This window comes from Streptomyces yangpuensis (assembly GCF_001005295.1).
GTDB classification, from domain to species: domain Bacteria; phylum Actinomycetota; class Actinomycetes; order Streptomycetales; family Streptomycetaceae; genus Streptomyces; species Streptomyces yangpuensis.
The window spans coordinates 82,778-97,497 of record NZ_LBMK01000001.1 but is presented as its reverse complement, the minus strand read 5'-3'; the positions used below and the strand labels follow the sequence as shown (position 1 = coordinate 97,497).

Sequence of the window (14,720 nt, the reverse complement as noted above, 5' to 3'; positions counted from 1 at the left end):
GCTTACCGGCGGCTCGCCCCGGGCATCCCGTCATGGAGTCACTTGACGCGCGAAGTTGGTTGAGCCGACTCCCCCTCCCCTCACCGAGGACGGATATCGCCATGCCGCGTCCGACTGCCGCACAGCTCGCGTACGGGTCCGCCACGGTCATCGTGTCGACGATCGCCATGCTGCTGCTCTCGCAGACGAGCACCGGGCTCGGCGTTGCGGTCATCTCCGCCGCCGCGCTCGCCCTGGGCCTGCTCGTCGCCCTCACCGTGCCCGTTCCGAAGCGCCGCGGCCGCCACGCGGCGCGTGCGGGGGCCTCCGCGCCGGCCGCGTCCGCCGCGGAGGCGGCGCCGGGCGCGCGAGCGCCCGAACCGCGGACGGCCTCGGCCGAACACCCCGTCCACCACTGATCCTTCGCCCCGGCGCGGGCACGACGCGACGCGGGCGGCCTCCCTCGGGGGGAGGCCGCCCGCGTCGCTCGCCTGCGTGCGGCTAGGTCGCCGCCTGGACCACCACGGTCTTGGCGGCCTTGTCGTGCAGGCCCTGCTTGTAGGGCTTGTCGACCAGGATCGAGATGATCAGCGCGATGGGCCACAGGCAGAAGCAGCAGATCAGCGTCGGCAGCCAGAGCACGGCGGCCCGGGTCAGGGCCGCGCCGGACTCCGGCACGGTGCCGTCGTTGAGCATGGCGACGCGCAGGCCCATCGCCTTCTTGCCGACCGTGCGGCCGTCCTTCTTGGTGAACCACCAGTCGTAGCCGAGGTACGCGACGATCGAGATCAGGGTCATCAGCAGCCCGCTGCCGCTGTACGACTTGGTGAAGACCTCGCTGACGTCCTCGCCCCGGTCGGTCTCGACCGTGTAGCGGTTCGTGCCGAAGGCCAGCTGGATGAGGAACAGCGGGACGGCGACGATCACCACGTCGATGATGCGCGCGGCGAGCCGCTTGCCGAAGTCGGCGAGCGGGGGCATGCCGGCGAGCGGGTCGGGCATGCCGTAGCCGCCGCTGCCGCCGTACGGGTCGCCTCCGCCGCCGTACGGGGGCGGAGGGGGCGGGTATCCCCCACCGCCGCCGGAGCCCGGGCCTCCCGGGGGCGGAGGGGGCGGGCCGCCGCTTCCGGGGGGCGGCGGCCCGTACGGCGAACCGCTCGCCGGGGGCGTCGGCTCCTGGGGCTTCTTGAGGAACGGGTCCTCCTCGGGCGGCTGGCCCGGCGGCGGCTGGTCGGTACTCATGGCCCGAGTCGAACCCGGGTCGGGCTCCCCCGCAACGGGACCGCGTCCGTTCGGGGCGGAACACACCCCCAGGGCCCGCTAACGGGCCACGTACGTACCGGCGGCCTTGTCGTGCCAGGCCTGTCGGCGGGGTCGGTTCACGAGGCACCACAGGCTGCCGGGCAGGCCCAGGAAGGCGTACACGAGCCAGCGGCGCAGGGCCGCGCCGAAGGACGGCGGGCGCAGGGTCGCGGTGGCCAGCACCCGGACGCCCAGGAGCTTCTTGCCCGGGGTGCGCCCCCAGCGGGCGGTGGGCAGCACCTCGTAGAGGACGCCGAAGAGGAGGACGGCCCCGAGGACCACGCCGAGGCTGCCGGCGATGGTCGAATCGAGCAGCCAGACGGTGGTGGTGCGGCCGCTCGCCCGGGCGGCGTCCACCTTGGCCCGGACATGGGCCTCGGCCCCGGGCAGGAGGGGCAGGGCGACCGCGGCGGCGACGGCGACGGACACGAGGGAGTCCAGGGTCCGGGCGAGGAGCCGGCGCATCAGCCCGGCCGGGCGCACGGCCCGTTCGGCCATCCGCTCGAACACGGCTCTGGAGGTGGCGGCTCGGTCGGTACGGCCACCCGCACGGGCCTCCTCCGGGACGCGCGGCTCCCGTCCCCCGGCAGCGGGCGCCGGCTCCGGCTCCGCGCGGGCGGTGTCCGCGGCGGGCGGCGGAACCTTCGGGCGGACCCCGGCGGGCCGGGGCTCCCACACCTCGGGGCGTGCGGCGGCGGGCGCGGCCGCGCGCCCGGGACCAGATGTGGGTGCGGGTGTGGGTGTGGGTGCGGGGGTGGGGGCGGGTGCGGGTGCGGGGGTCGCCTCGGGCCAGGAGGAGGTGACCCCGGTGGGGCCGGTGCCGCCCGCTCCGGGGGCGTCGGGCCATGCAGGGGCGGCGGGGGCCGCGGGGGCCTGCGCGGCCGGGGAGCGCGCCGACAGGATGCCCGGGGAGGACTGCGCGGGGAGCCGCGCGGGCGCGGCCGCGTCGGACGGCGTACGGGCCAGGGAGATCCCCGCGGGCCGGGCCGGGGGCTTCCCGGGGTCCGGGGTCGGCTCCGTGCCCGGAGCGGGCGCCGGAGCGGGAGCGGCCACGGCGCGGGGCGCGGGCTCCGGTTCCGCCTCCGCTTCCTTCGGGCTGCCCCACGAGACCCGGCGGTCGCGCGGCCCGCCGAAGCCGGCCTGGTGCGCGGGGTCGGCCTGCCAGACGGGAGCCGGCGCCTGCCCGGCCGCGGGCTCCGGCCCAGGGCCGGGGCCGGGGCCGGGTTCCGGCAGCGCCTCGGTCATGGAGGTCTCGTCCAGGAACACCGGCCCCGTCTCCTCGGCGCGCGGGACGGCGGGCGCGGCGACGGGAGCCGGGGTGGGGAGCGGGCGGACAGGAGCGGCGGCGGGCACAGGGACGGGCGCGGGGACGGGCGCGGGGACGGGCGCGGGGACGGGCGTGGGGACGGGTGCTGGCGCCGCCGGGGCAGGGCGGCTCGTGCCGGGGACCCAGGCCGCGCCGTTCCAGTACCTGATGTACCCCGGGATGGACGGATCCGGGTAGTAGCCCTCGCGGGCCGCGTGCTCGCCGTCACCAGGGGAGGCCGTCATGTCCCCAACTCCGATCGTGGCTTGAGGCTTGTGCAAGGGGAGGACCATAGCCAAGAACCGTGGCCCGAGAGGTCCGGTAACGGGAGAATCCAAGCCATTGAGCGAACGTCACTCCCTACGGTGGTTTTCGGTCAGCCGACAGGATTCGGCCAATCTTGCTCTCGTCGTCGAAAGTCGCGTCATACCCGGGCCCACCGGAGCTCTCCGCGGGTGTGGGGTGCCATCAGGCCCCACGCACCGACCGAAGTGAGGCCGTCATGCACCACCCCGTCATCGAGCGCGAGCTGGAACTGAAGCTGGTCCTTTCCCCAGAGCGCAGCATCCCCGTCCCGGCGCGCCTGCTCTACCTCACGGAAGACCCGTACGCCGTCCACATCACCTTCCACACCGGCTCCAGCACCCCGGTCCACTGGACCTTCGCGCGCGAACTGCTCGTCGAGGGGGTGTTCCGTCCGTGCGGTCACGGCGACGTCCGGATCTGGCCCACGAAGGTGGACAACGAGGCGGTGCTCTGCATGGCGCTCAGCTCCCCCGACGGGGACGCCCTCCTGGAGGCGCCCTCCCTCGCCGTGTCGGCCTGGCTGGAGCGGACCCTGCGCGTCGTGCCGCCCGGCAGCGAGTCCGAGCGGCTCGGCCTGGAGGCGGCGCTGGCCGAGCTGCTCACGCCGACCCCGGCCGACGACCTGTGGCTGCGCGACCCGTGGCCGTCGGACGAGTCGGCGGACGGGGACCTGTGATGACGCACGGTCCCCGGACCCCGGGCGGGCGCAGCAGACCGGGCGGCCGCCGCCGGCCCGGCGGGCACCTCCGCCTCATACGGCCGGAAGAGCCGGCCCGCGTCCCCGAAGAGCACGCGCGGGGCCCGGAGGAGCCCGTACGGGTCCCGGAGGAGCTCACCTGGATACCGGGGGAACTCGCACCGCTACCCGCGGAGTTCGCCCCGGTAGCGGAGGAGTTCGCCCGGACCGCGGAGGAACTCGCCCTGACTCCGGAGGTACTGGCCCGCGTCTCGGAGGAACTCGCCCGGGTCTCAGAAGAGCTTGCCCGGGTTGAGGATCCCCAGTGGATCGAAAGCCTGCTTGACGGCGCGCTGCATCTCCATTCCGACCGGACCGAGTTCACGCGCGAGCCATTCCTTCTTCAGGACGCCCACGCCGTGTTCGCCGGTGATGGTCCCGCCGAGGGAGAGCCCGAGCGCCATGATCTCGCCGAAGGACTCGCGGGCCCGCCGCGTCTCGTCCTCGTCGGCGGGGTCGAAGCAGACGATCGGGTGGGTGTTGCCGTCCCCGGCGTGCGCGCAGACACCGATGAGCAGGTTCTGGGCGCGGGCGATGGCGGCGGTCCCGTCGAGCATCTCGCCGAGCCGCGAGCGCGGCACGCACACGTCGTCGATCATTGTGGCGGGCCGGAGGGCCTCCAGCGCGGGGAAGGCCGTCCGGCGGGCCTGGAGCAGCAGTTCCGACTCCGCCTGGTCCTCGGCGGGCACGACGGCGGTGGCTCCGGCGGCGGTGCACAGCTCCGCCACGGCGGCGAGGTCCTCGGGGGCGTGCGGAGTGTCGAAGGCGGCGAGCAGCAGGGCCTCGGTGGCCTCGGGCAGCCCCATCCTGGCGAGGGCGTTGACGGCGTGGACGGTCGTACGGTCCATCAGCTCCAGCAGCGAGGGGGTCAGCCCCGCCTCCATGACGGCGCAGACCGCCTCGCAGGCGGCGGCCACGGAGGGGAACTCCGCGGCCAGGACCAGCTGCCGGGGCGGCGCCGGTTTGAGGGCGAGGACGGCCTGGACGACGACGCCGAGGCTGCCCTCGGAGCCGACGAAGAGCCGGGTGAGGTCGTATCCGGCGACACCCTTGGCGGTGCGCCGGCCGGTGCGCAGCAGCCGCCCGTCCGCGAGGACGACGTCGAGGCCGAGTACGTACTCTGCGGTGACGCCGTACTTGACGCAGCACAGGCCGCCCGAGGCGGTGCCGATGTTGCCGCCGATGGTGCACTGTTCCCAGCTGGAGGGGTCGGGCGGGTAGTACAGGCCCCGTTCGGCGACGGCCCGGGAGAGGACGGCGTTGACGACGCCCGGTTCGACGACGGCGATCCGGTCGACGGTGCTGATCTCCAGGATCCGGTCCATCTTGACCAGGGACAGCACGATGCAGCCGTCGGAGGCGTTGGCGCCGCCCGACAGGCCCGTCCGGGCGCCCTGCGGGACCACGGGGATCCGTAGGGCGGTGGCGGTGCGCATGACGTGCTGGACCTGTTCGACGGTCCGGGGCAGGACGACGACCGCCGGGGTGCCGGCGGCGCAGAAGCTGGCCATGTCGGTGGCGTAGGAGGCGGTCACCTGGGGGTCGGTGAGGAGGGCCTCGGCGGGGAGCCCTTCGAGGAGGCTCGCGCGCAGACGTGCGGACAGGTCGGAGAGGACATCATCCATGGGGCCAGCGTGGCAGCCGGGGCCATCGGTGTGAACACGCCCGCGCACGTCTTCGGACACCTCGGCGCGCTCTTCATATTGACGCACAGTGACCCCATGGACCGTATCGACGAGGATTCGCAGACGCCGGCGCCGCCCGTGACCTTCACCGGCCGCAAGACGCTCGTGGCCGCCGGGGTGGCGGTGGTCCTGATCGCCGGGGCCCTGTTGATCCGGCCGGCCCGGACCGGTGACGACGCGCGCCCGCCGGGGCCGAGCGAACGCGCCGCTTCGGCGGTGGGCATGGGTGCGCCGGCCTCGGCGACGGACGTGGTGGCGCTGGTGGCGGACCGGGAGAAGTGGGTCGCGGCGCACGCCGACGACGAAGCGTCGTGGGCGGTCCTGGGCTCCGCCTATCTCGAACAGGCGCGGCGGACCGCGGATCCGGCCTGGTACCCGAAGGCGGAGAAGGCGCTGAAGCGGTCGCTGGAGGTGCGTCCGGCGGAGAAGGGCAACTTCGAGGCCATGACGGGCATGGGCGCGCTGGCCAATGCCCGGCGGGACTTCGGGACGGCCAGGAAGTGGGGCGAGCTGGTACGGGCGCAGTCGCCGAAGCGGTGGACGGCGTACCCGGTGCTGGTGGACGCGTACACGGGGCTCGGCGACTACAAGGGCGCCCAGAAGGCGATGGAGCTGCTGCTGGAGCTGCGGCCGGGGCTGGCGGCGCACGTCCGGGCCTCGCAGGTGTACCGGGACCGCGGCTGGCGCGAGGACGCGGTGGTGTCGATGGAGTCGGCGGCGGCCTCGGCGCAGTCCCCTGCGGAGAAGGCGTACGCGTTGTTCCGGCTCGGGGAGCTGTCCTGGGAGCGGGGCGACGCGGCGGAGGCGCTGCGGCAGTACGAGGGGGCGCTGCGGACGGATCCGGCGCAGGGGGAGGCCCGGGCGGGCCGGGCCCGGGCGCTGGGGGCGCTGGGGCGCGGCGGGGAGGCGGTGCGGGACTACCGGATGGCGCTGGGGCGGACCCCGGTGCCGCAGCTGGCGCGGGAGCTGGGTGAGCTGCTGGAGTCGCTGGGGCGGGTGCAGGAGGCGCGCGAGCAGTACGCCGCGGTGGCGACGCTGGCGGCCCGGGACGGTGCGAACGGGGTGGACGACGACGTGGTCCTGGGCCTGTACGAGGCGGACCACGGGGATCCGGCGGCGGCGGTGCGGCGGCTGTCGCAGGAGTGGGAGCGGCACAAGAGCATGCAGGTCGCGGACGCGCTGGGGTGGGCGCTGCACCGGGCGGGCGACCACACGGCGGCCCTGGAGTACGCGAAGAAGGCGACGGAGCCGGGGCTTCGCAGTGCGGACTTCGCCTACCACCGGGCGATGATCGAGCGGGCGCTCGGTGACGAGGCGGGGGCGCGGCGGCACCTGCAGGAGGCGCTGCGGACGAACCCGCACTTCTCGCCGGTGCGGGGGCCGCTGGCGAAGGAGGCGCTGGCGTCGATCGGACAGCCGCCGCCGGGCGGCCCGGAGCACCTGCAGCCGGTCACGCCATGGGTCGAGCCGGAACTCCCGAAGCCGAACCCCACGCCGAAGCCGTCCCCGTCACCGTCCCCGTCACCGTCCCGCCGCTGACGAACCCGGCCAGGCGGTCACAGCCGAAGGGCCGCGCGTGCGGCCCGGCGCGTGGGCGGGCGCCGCGCCGGCCCACTCCCCTCCGGAGGGCACCACGCGGCGGCGTATCCGTACACGCACCGGGCCGACGGCAGCCCGAGGCCCCCGGCCGGGGCCGGGGGCCTGAAGGCACGCGTGCGGCCTCAGAGGTTGCCGCGCTTCTCCTGCTCGCGCTCGATGGCCTCGAACAGCGCCTTGAAGTTGCCCTTGCCGAAGCCCATCGAGCCGTGGCGCTCGATGATCTCGAAGAAGACGGTCGGGCGGTCCTGCACCGGCTTGGTGAAGATCTGCAGCAGGTAGCCGTCCTCGTCGCGGTCGGCGAGGATCTTCAGCTCGCGCAGCTCGTCGATCGGCACGCGGGTGTCGCCGACCCACTCGCCGAGGGTGTCGTAGTAGGTGTCCGGGACGGACAGGAACTGCACGCCCGCCGCGCGCATCGAGCGGACCGTGGAGACGATGTCGTTCGAGGCCAGGGCGATGTGCTGGACGCCGGGGCCGTTGTAGAACTCCAGGTACTCGTCGATCTGCGACTTCTTCTTCGCGATCGCCGGCTCGTTGATCGGGAACTTGACCTTCTTGGTGCCGTCCGCGACCACCTTGGACATCAGCGCCGAGTACTCGGTCGCGATGTCGTCGCCCACGAACTCCTTCATGTTCGTGAAGCCCATGACCTTGTTGTAGAAGGCGACCCACTCGTTCATCCGGCCGAGTTCCACGTTGCCGACGCAGTGGTCGATGGCCTGGAAGGTGCGCTTGGCCGGGCCCTCGACCATCGGCTCGACGGCCACGTAGCCCGGCAGGTAGGGGCCGGTGTAGTCGCCGCGCTCCACCAGCGTGTGGCGGGTCTGGCCGTACGTCGCGATGGCGGCCAGCACGACCGTGCCGTGCTCGTCCTTGACCTCGTACGGCTCGTCCAGGCCGCGGGCGCCCTGCTCGACGGCGTACGCGTAGGCCGCGCGGACGTCGGGGACCTCGATGGCGAGGTCGATGACGCCGTCGCCGTGCTCGGTGACGTGCTCGGCGAGGAAGCGGCCGTGGTCGGTCGTCGCCTTGATGACCGAGGTCAGCACGAAGCGGGCGGAGCCGTTGGTCAGCACGTAGCTGGCCGTCTCGCGGCTGCCGTTCTCCGGGCCGGAGTAGGCGACGAGCTTCATGCCGAAGGCGGTCGAGTAGTAGTGCGCGGCCTGCTTGGCGTTGCCGACGGCGAAGACGACCGCGTCCATGCCCTTCACCGGGAAGGGGTCGGCCTCACGCGCGGTGTGCGGGGTGGTTTCGAGGTTCGCCAGAGACTCAGTCATGAGCGCAGAGTCCCGCCGATCCACAAGCTGCGCAATAGTTTCCTGAATGACTGTACAAACTGCACAGCAATGTCAGAGGATGGCTGAAACATCTGTGCACTATGACCACCCACGGGCACGCGTGGGCACCCGGAGGCGTCCATGGGCATCGACGAACTCGACGGCCGGCTCATCGTCCTGCTGGCCCGCGAGCCCCGGATAGGGGTGCTGGAGGCCTCGCGCCGGCTGGGCGTGGCCCGCGGGACGGTGCAGGCGCGCCTGGACCGGCTGCAGTCCAGCGGGGTCATCCGCGGGTTCGGCCCGCAGGTCGACCCGACCGCGCTCGGGTATCCGGTGACCGCGTTCGCCACGCTGGAGATCAAGCAGGGGCAGGGGGCCGACGTACGGGCGCACCTGGACGGGGTCCCGGAGGTGCTGGAGCTGCACACCACCACCGGGCACGGCGACATGCTGTGCCGGCTGGTGGCCCGCTCGAACGCCGATCTCCAGCGGGTGATCGACCGCGTCGTCGGCTTCGACGGGATCGTCCGGGCCTCGACGGCGATCGTGATGGAGAACCCGGTGCCCTTCCGGATCATCCCGCTGGTGGCGCAGGCCGCCGAGGACGACAACCGGGCCCAGTGACGCGGACGGGTTTCTCTGCAAAGAGTTCTCTGCAAAGAAACCCTTGCAGAGAACTCTTTGCATCTCTAGGGTCGAGGCATGCCCGAGAGCCGCCGCCAGAGCCGTCCCGAGAGCCGCCGCGAGAGCGGTCCCGAGCACACGCCCCCCGCGGGGCGGGAGCCAGTGGAGCCCACCCTCCGCATGCTCGACGCCCGCGCCCTGCGCGGCCTCGCCCACCCGCTGCGGATGCAGCTGCTGGCCGACCTGCGCCGGAAGGGCCCCGCCACCGCCTCCCAACTCGCCGATCGCTTCGGGGAGTCCAGCGGATCCACCAGCTACCACCTGCGGCAGCTCGCCGCGCACGGCTTCGTCGAGGACGCGGTCGGACACGGCAAGGGCCGGGAACGCTGGTGGCGGGCCGCGCACGAGGGCACCGGCTTCGACGGCTCGCTGATCCACGACGCCGACCCGGCCACGAGCAGCGCGGCCGGCGTCTTCCTGCAGGCGGTCGCCACGAACCACAGCCAGGAGGTCTCCGCCTGGATCTCCGAGGCGCAGACCCGGCTGGGCCGCTGGGAACCCGGCGCCGACCTCAGCGACTTCACCCTGCGCCTGACGCCGGCGCAGAGCGAGGAACTGATCGGCCGGCTGCACGACGTGGTCAACAGCTACCGGGACCTGCCCGAGGCGCAGGACACCCGGACCATCCGCATCCACACGCACGTCCTCCCGCGCTCCGCGTCCGAGTAACAGCCGCGCGCGGCCCCTGCCGCACCGCGCTACCGCCACCGCACCGAAGGAGTTCGCCGTGCCCTGCGCCGACCGTGCCCGCAGCCAGGCCTTACGCCCCGCGGGCCGGCGCCCGCTGGTCGCCGTCCTGGCCGCCAACACCGTCTCCATCGCCGGCAGTTCACTCACCCTGATCGGCGTCCCGTGGTTCGTGCTGCAGACCACGGGCAGCGCCGGCCGGGCCGGGGTCGTCGCCTTCTGCGCCACCCTGCCCGTCATCGTGGCCGCCCTGGTCGGCGGACCGGTCATCGACCGGCTCGGCCGTCGGCGGGTCTCCGCCGCCTCCGACCTGATCTGCGGCCTGTCCGTCGGCGCGATCCCGCTGCTGCACCACCTGGGCGTGCTGGAGTTCTGGATGCTGTGCGCGCTGATGGCCGTCGGCGGCCTCGTGCACACCCCCGGGCTGACCGCCCGGGGCGTGCTCCTGCCCGACCTCGCCGAGCACGCCGGTACCACCCTCACGCGGGCCGCCAGTCTCTACGACGCGGTCTCGCGCGGGGCGCGGATGATCGGGGCCGCGGTGGCCGGCGTACTGATCGCGGCGTTCGGCGCCGAGACCGTCCTGCTGCTGGACGCGGCCACCTTCGGCATCTCGGCGCTGCTCGTCCTCGCGTTCCTGCGCGGGGTCCCCGCCGCCGAGCCGCAACGGGCCGCGGGCAAGGTCTCGTTCACCGCCTACCGCGCCGAACTCGCCGAGGGCTGGGCCTTCCTGACCCGCTCCCGGCTGCTGCTGGGCATCACGGTGATGGTCATGATGACCAACGGCCTGGACCAGGGCTGGTCCTCGGTCCTGCTGCCCGTGCACGGCCGGGACGTCCTCGGCGGCGCCACCACGATCGGCCTGATGATCTCCCTCTTCGGCGGCTTCGCCCTGCTGGGCGCCCTGCTCTACGGGATGTGGGGCGAGCGGTTCCCGCGCCGCGCGGTGTTCGCTGCGGCCTTCCTGCTCTCCGGCGCGACCCGGTACGTGGTGGCCGCCCTCACCGACACGACGCTGCCGCTCGCGGTGACGATGGCGCTGGCCGGCCTGGGCGCGGGCATGCTGAACCCGATCCTGTCCACGGTCATGTACGAGCGGGTCCCGGAGGAACTGCGCAGCCGGGTCGCGGGGGTGACCACGGCGGGCTGCGAGCTGACCATGCCGATGGGCGGCCTGGCGGCGGGCCTGCTCACGGGCGGCCTGGGGGTGGGCACGGCGCTGCTGCTCTTCGGCGGCACGTACCTGCTCACGACGCTCGCGCCGATGGTCTTCCCGGCGTGGCGCGGGATGGACCGGGAGCGGGACCCGGACGTCAGCAGGACGGGGCGGGCTCTCCCCGGTTCAGCGCGCGAAGAGCGTTCACCGCATCCGTCAGCGAAGTGACCGGAACGAGCTGCAGCCCCTCGGGCAGCTCCGACTGCGCGTCCCCGCACTCGTCCCTCGGTACGAGGAACACGCTGGCCCCGTCCCGCCGCGCGGCCTGCGTCTTCAGAGCCACACCGCCGACGGCGCCGACCTTGCCGTCGGCGGTGATGGTGCCCGTGCCGGCGATGCTGCGTCCGCCGGTGAGGTCGCCGCCGCTGCCGTCGCCGTCGAGCTTGTCGATGATGCCGAGGGAGAAGAGGAGCCCGGCGCTCGGGCCGCCGACGTCGGCGAGGTTGAGGTCGACCTTCACGTCCTTGGGGTCCTTGTGCAGGAAGCCGAGGGCGGCGTCGGCGGCGGCCGACTGCGACCTGGCCATTTCCTCCAGATTGTGCTTCTCGATCTCCTCGTCGCTGCCGCCGGACGAATAGACCGCCTCCCGCGGCATGACCGCCTGATCGGTCTTGAACCAGTGGCCGACGAGCTCGGGCAGCGTCATCGTCGAGGACGGCCCGGTGGCCCGGATGGTGGTCATCCGCAGCTGCCCCTTGGTGTCCCGGACCGGCGCCCCGGAGACGGTGATGACGGGCTTGCCCTGGTCGGACCCCAGCACGTCGGCCGTGAGCCCGGGTACGGCGACCACGAAGGGCAGCGGCGCGAAGGCCGCCGCGGCGAACAGCCCGAGCACGGGCACGGCACAGACGGCCAGGGCGGCAGGACGCGGCAGACGAGTCAGACGAGGAAGCACCCGCCCAATCTATCCGCCCGACCCCACCAGCCCCACGCACCATCCAGCCCCGCCGGAGCTTGAGGCGCGGGGCCCGGGGCGGAGCCCCGCTCATTCAGCCCCGCCGGCGATTGAGGCGCGGGGGCCGGGGGCAGCGCCCCCGCAACGGCGACGCACCCGGCAGCGAACCCGCACCCGGCGGTGTCCGCCCAGCCCGCGGCCTAGCGAAGGGCGTCGGCGACCTCCCGCGCCGCATCCACCACCCGCGGCCCCACCCGCTCCGGCACGGCGTCGGCGAGCATGACCACGCCGACGCTCCCCTCCAGCCCGCTGATGCCCACCAGCGGCGCCGCGGCCCCACTGGCACCCGCTTCGAGTTCGCCGTGGGTCAGCGTGTACCCCGGCTCGATGAGGGAGCCCTGACGGGCGGCCAGAATGGCCCGCCCTGCCGCGCCCCGGTCCAGCGGGTGACGGAAGCCGGCCCGGTAGGCCACGTGGTAGTCCGTCCAGGTCGGCTCCACGACGGCGACGGCGAGCGCCTCGGTGCCGTCGACGAGGGTCAGGTGCGCGGTGGCGCCTATGTCCTCGGCCAGGGAGCGCAGCGCGGGCAGGGCCGCCTCGCGTACGAGGGGGTGGACCTGCCGGCCCAGCCGCAGCACCCCGAGCCCGACCCGCGCCCGGCCGCCTAGGTCACGGCGGACCAGGGCGTGCTGTTCGAGCGTGGCGAGGAGCCGGTAGACGACCGTGCGGTTGACGCCGAGGCGGTTGGAGAGCTCGGTGACGGTCAGACCGTGGTCGGTGTCGGCGAGCAGTTTGAGGACCCTGAGCCCTCTGTCGAGCGTCTGGGAGGTTTCCGCGGTCACGACGCCTCTCCCTCTTTCGGTGAGCGGCGGTGACTCTCGGGGTGGCGCGCGCCGGTCCCACGGCGGCGCACAGGAGAGGCCGCCGGTAGCGGCCATTGCACCGGCTGCGCTCCCGCGGCGGCGCTGCCACGGTGCGTTCGATGCGGGGAATGTAGCGAGCAGGTCCGCTCAGCGGAAGGGCTCGTCCAGAATCCGGGCGCGTGCTACCTGTTTGTGCCGTTTCCTGATCGGCTCAAGTGTCGTTTCGTGACAACGATTCGCACGGATGCGGAAACGACGGAACGGGGACGGGGTCCGTGCGAACCTCCGCACGGACCCCGTCCTCCATTCTGGGCGAACCCACCGAACCCACCGCACATACGGCACTCGCCGCACACACGACACTCCGGGCGCTCCTGGCACTCACCGCATACGGGTGGCCCACTCCTGGACCTTCTTGATGCGCTCGCGGATCTGCCCCGCCGTCGCCTCCGCGCTCGGCGGCCCGCCGCAGACGCGGCGCAGCTCCGTGTGGATCACCCCGTGCGGCTTCCCGCTCTGGTGGACATACGCGCCCACCATCGTGTTGAGCGACTTGCGCAGCTCCAGCAGTTCCTTGTGGGAAACCACGGGCCGTCGGTCGGCGGGCAGCTCCAGCAGGTCCGCCTCGGTGTCCGGCTTGCGCCGGCTGTGCGCGATCTGCCGGGACTGCCGCTTCTGCAGCAGCATCTGCACCTGGTCGGGCTCCAGCAGGCCGGGGATGCCGAGGTAGTCCTGCTCCTCCTCGCTGCCCGGGTGCGCCTGCATGCCGAACTCGGCCCCGTCGTAGAGCACGCGGTCGAAGACGGCGTCGGACTCCAGCGCCTCGAAGGACATCTGCTCGTCCTCGCCGGTGTCCTCGTCCTCCTGCCGGTTCGCCTCGTCCATCTCCTTCTCGGACTCGGCGTACGGGTCCTCCTCGCCCTGCTTCTTCGGCTTGTCGAGCACGTGGTCGCGCTCGACCTCCATCTCGTTGGCGAAGCCGAGGAGGTAGGGGATGGTCGGAAGGAACACGGAGGCCGTCTCGCCGCGCCTGCGCGAACGCACGAAACGTCCGACGGCCTGGGCGAAGAACAGCGGGGTGGAGATCGTGGTCGCGTACACGCCGACCGCGAGGCGCGGTACGTCGACGCCCTCGGACACCATGCGGACCGCGACCATCCAGCGGTCCTGGTTCGCGCTGAAGGTGTCGATGTTCTTCGACGCCCCGGTGTCGTCGGAGAGCACCAGGGTCGGCTTCGTCCCGGTGATCTCCCGGATGAGCTTGGCGTACGCGCGCGCCGAGTCCTGATCGGAGGCGATGACGAGGCCGCCCGCGTCCGGGATGCCCTTGCGGACCTCCGTGAGGCGCTGGTCGGCGGCGCGCAGCACGTTGGGCATCCAGTCGCCGCGCGGGTCCAGGGCGGTGCGCCAGGCCTGCGAGATGGCGTCCTTGGTCATCGGCTCGCCGAGCCGCGCCGCGATCTCGTCGCCGGCCTTGGTCCGCCAGCGCATGTTGCCGCTGTAGGAGAGGAAGATGACCGGCCGGACGACGCCGTCGCCGAGCGCGTTGCCGTAGCCGTAGGTGTAGTCGGCGGAGGACCGCCGGATCCCGTCGTTGCCCTCTTCGTAGGTGACGAACGGGATGGGGTTGGTGTCGGACCGGAAGGGCGTACCGGTCAGCGCGAGCCGCCGGGTCGCCGGGTCGAACGCCTCCAGGCAGGCCTCGCCCCAGGACTTCGAGTCGCCGGCGTGGTGGATCTCGTCGAGGATCACCAGGGTCTTGCGCTGCTCGCAGCGGTTGCGGTGGAGCATGGGACGTACGCCGACACCGGCGTAGGTGACGGCGACGCCGTGGTAGTCCTTGCTGAGCGGGCCGGCGGAGTACTCGGGGTCCAGCCGGATGCCTATCCGGGCCGCCGCCTCCGCCCACTGCTTCTTCAGGTGCTCGGTGGGCGCGACGACGGTCACCTGCTGCACCACGTGGTGGTGCAGCAGCCAGGAGGCGAGGGTCAGGGCGAAGGTGGTCTTGCCTGCGCCGGGGGTCGCGACGGCGAGGAAGTCCCGGGGCTGGTTCTGGATATAGCGGTCCAGCGCTCCCTGCTGCCAGGCACGCAGCTTGCTGGCGGTGCCCCACGGGGCACGGCCGGGGAAGGCAGGTGAGAGGTGGTGGGAGGCGGTAGTAGTCACGGTCTCCGGTTCGTGCTCT

The 14,720-nt window shown here is 73.2% G+C and carries 13 protein-coding genes; 6 read left to right on the top strand and 7 right to left on the bottom strand.

The features are described 5' to 3' along the window. Positions 1-101: 101 nt before the first annotated feature. Positions 102-398 carry a hypothetical protein gene (locus AAT21_RS00395; RefSeq protein WP_046774739.1) on the top strand — a complete coding sequence of 99 codons (297 nt, stop codon included), beginning with the start codon at positions 102-104 and terminating at the stop codon, positions 396-398. An 82-nt stretch (positions 399-480) separates the two neighbouring features. Here the strand turns inward: AAT21_RS00395 and AAT21_RS00390 are convergent, their stop codons facing one another. Together AAT21_RS00390 and AAT21_RS00385 are read right to left on the bottom strand one after the other, a co-directional pair. Then, the gene (locus tag AAT21_RS00390) at positions 481-1,221 is read right to left on the bottom strand and encodes an RDD family protein (protein WP_046774738.1); all 741 of its coding nucleotides are present in this window, start codon (positions 1,219-1,221) and stop codon (positions 481-483) included. Between the two features lie 78 nt (positions 1,222-1,299). Continuing rightward, complete coding sequence (locus AAT21_RS00385) at positions 1,300-2,832, bottom strand: RDD family protein (RefSeq protein ID WP_046774737.1); 1,533 nt, start codon at positions 2,830-2,832, stop codon at positions 1,300-1,302. A gap of 257 nt (positions 2,833-3,089) precedes the next feature. Between AAT21_RS00385 and AAT21_RS00380 the strand changes: the two genes are divergently transcribed. Then, positions 3,090-3,569: an SsgA family sporulation/cell division regulator gene (locus AAT21_RS00380; protein ID WP_046774736.1), complete on the top strand. Its 480-nt coding sequence runs from the start codon at positions 3,090-3,092 to the stop codon at positions 3,567-3,569. A gap of 293 nt (positions 3,570-3,862) precedes the next feature. Here the strand turns inward: AAT21_RS00380 and AAT21_RS00375 are convergent, their stop codons facing one another. After that, the gene (locus tag AAT21_RS00375; RefSeq protein ID WP_046774735.1) at positions 3,863-5,254 is read right to left on the bottom strand and encodes an FAD-binding oxidoreductase; all 1,392 of its coding nucleotides are present in this window, start codon (positions 5,252-5,254) and stop codon (positions 3,863-3,865) included. Positions 5,255-5,350: 96 nt separating this feature from the next. On the opposite strand from AAT21_RS00375, the gene AAT21_RS00370 reads away from it, so the two are divergent. After that, the gene (locus AAT21_RS00370) at positions 5,351-6,853 is read left to right on the top strand and encodes a tetratricopeptide repeat protein (protein ID WP_235438633.1); all 1,503 of its coding nucleotides are present in this window, start codon (positions 5,351-5,353) and stop codon (positions 6,851-6,853) included. A gap of 182 nt (positions 6,854-7,035) precedes the next feature. On the opposite strand, the gene hppD is transcribed toward AAT21_RS00370, so the two are convergent. Next, entirely contained in the window at positions 7,036-8,190 is a 1,155-nt protein-coding gene (gene hppD, locus AAT21_RS00365; protein ID WP_030962788.1) for a 4-hydroxyphenylpyruvate dioxygenase, read from the bottom strand. A gap of 141 nt (positions 8,191-8,331) precedes the next feature. Between hppD and AAT21_RS00360 the strand changes: the two genes are divergently transcribed. From AAT21_RS00360 to AAT21_RS00350, 3 genes are all read left to right on the top strand, one after another. Further along, positions 8,332-8,814, top strand: coding sequence for an Lrp/AsnC family transcriptional regulator (locus AAT21_RS00360; RefSeq protein WP_046774734.1), 483 nt, complete (start codon positions 8,332-8,334; stop codon positions 8,812-8,814). Positions 8,815-8,892: 78 nt separating this feature from the next. Continuing rightward, the gene (locus tag AAT21_RS00355) at positions 8,893-9,543 is read left to right on the top strand and encodes a helix-turn-helix domain-containing protein (RefSeq protein WP_079025364.1); all 651 of its coding nucleotides are present in this window, start codon (positions 8,893-8,895) and stop codon (positions 9,541-9,543) included. A gap of 58 nt (positions 9,544-9,601) precedes the next feature. Then, on the top strand, positions 9,602-10,945 hold the full coding sequence (locus AAT21_RS00350) for an MFS transporter (RefSeq protein ID WP_046774733.1): 1,344 nt from the start codon (positions 9,602-9,604) through the stop codon (positions 10,943-10,945). On the opposite strand, the gene AAT21_RS00345 is transcribed toward AAT21_RS00350, so the two are convergent. From AAT21_RS00345 to AAT21_RS00335, 3 genes are all read right to left on the bottom strand, one after another. Beyond that, on the bottom strand, positions 10,875-11,672 hold the full coding sequence (locus tag AAT21_RS00345) for a S16 family serine protease (protein WP_107081167.1): 798 nt from the start codon (positions 11,670-11,672) through the stop codon (positions 10,875-10,877). The two genes, AAT21_RS00350 and AAT21_RS00345, sit on opposite strands and share 71 nt — an antisense overlap. A gap of 200 nt (positions 11,673-11,872) precedes the next feature. Next, positions 11,873-12,514, bottom strand: coding sequence for an IclR family transcriptional regulator (locus AAT21_RS00340; protein ID WP_030662724.1), 642 nt, complete (start codon positions 12,512-12,514; stop codon positions 11,873-11,875). Between the two features lie 402 nt (positions 12,515-12,916). Then, complete coding sequence (locus AAT21_RS00335; RefSeq protein ID WP_046774732.1) at positions 12,917-14,701, bottom strand: DEAD/DEAH box helicase; 1,785 nt, start codon at positions 14,699-14,701, stop codon at positions 12,917-12,919. Positions 14,702-14,720: the final 19 nt, after the last annotated feature.

Excerpts from the sequence above, each read along its gene's own strand:
- hppD (WP_030962788.1), bottom strand. The coding sequence starts at position 8,190 with ATGACTGAGTCTCTGGCGAACCTCGAAACCACCCCGCACACCGCGCGT.
- AAT21_RS00390 (WP_046774738.1), bottom strand. The coding sequence starts at position 1,221 with ATGAGTACCGACCAGCCGCCGCCGGGCCAGCCGCCCGAGGAGGACCCG.
- AAT21_RS00370 (WP_235438633.1), top strand. The coding sequence starts at position 5,351 with ATGGACCGTATCGACGAGGATTCGCAGACGCCGGCGCCGCCCGTGACC.
- AAT21_RS00375 (WP_046774735.1), bottom strand. The coding sequence starts at position 5,254 with ATGGATGATGTCCTCTCCGACCTGTCCGCACGTCTGCGCGCGAGCCTC.
- AAT21_RS00395 (WP_046774739.1), top strand. The coding sequence starts at position 102 with ATGCCGCGTCCGACTGCCGCACAGCTCGCGTACGGGTCCGCCACGGTC.
- AAT21_RS00360 (WP_046774734.1), top strand. The coding sequence starts at position 8,332 with ATGGGCATCGACGAACTCGACGGCCGGCTCATCGTCCTGCTGGCCCGC.
- AAT21_RS00380 (WP_046774736.1), top strand. The coding sequence starts at position 3,090 with ATGCACCACCCCGTCATCGAGCGCGAGCTGGAACTGAAGCTGGTCCTT.
- AAT21_RS00355 (WP_079025364.1), top strand. The coding sequence starts at position 8,893 with ATGCCCGAGAGCCGCCGCCAGAGCCGTCCCGAGAGCCGCCGCGAGAGC.
- AAT21_RS00385 (WP_046774737.1), bottom strand. The coding sequence starts at position 2,832 with ATGACGGCCTCCCCTGGTGACGGCGAGCACGCGGCCCGCGAGGGCTAC.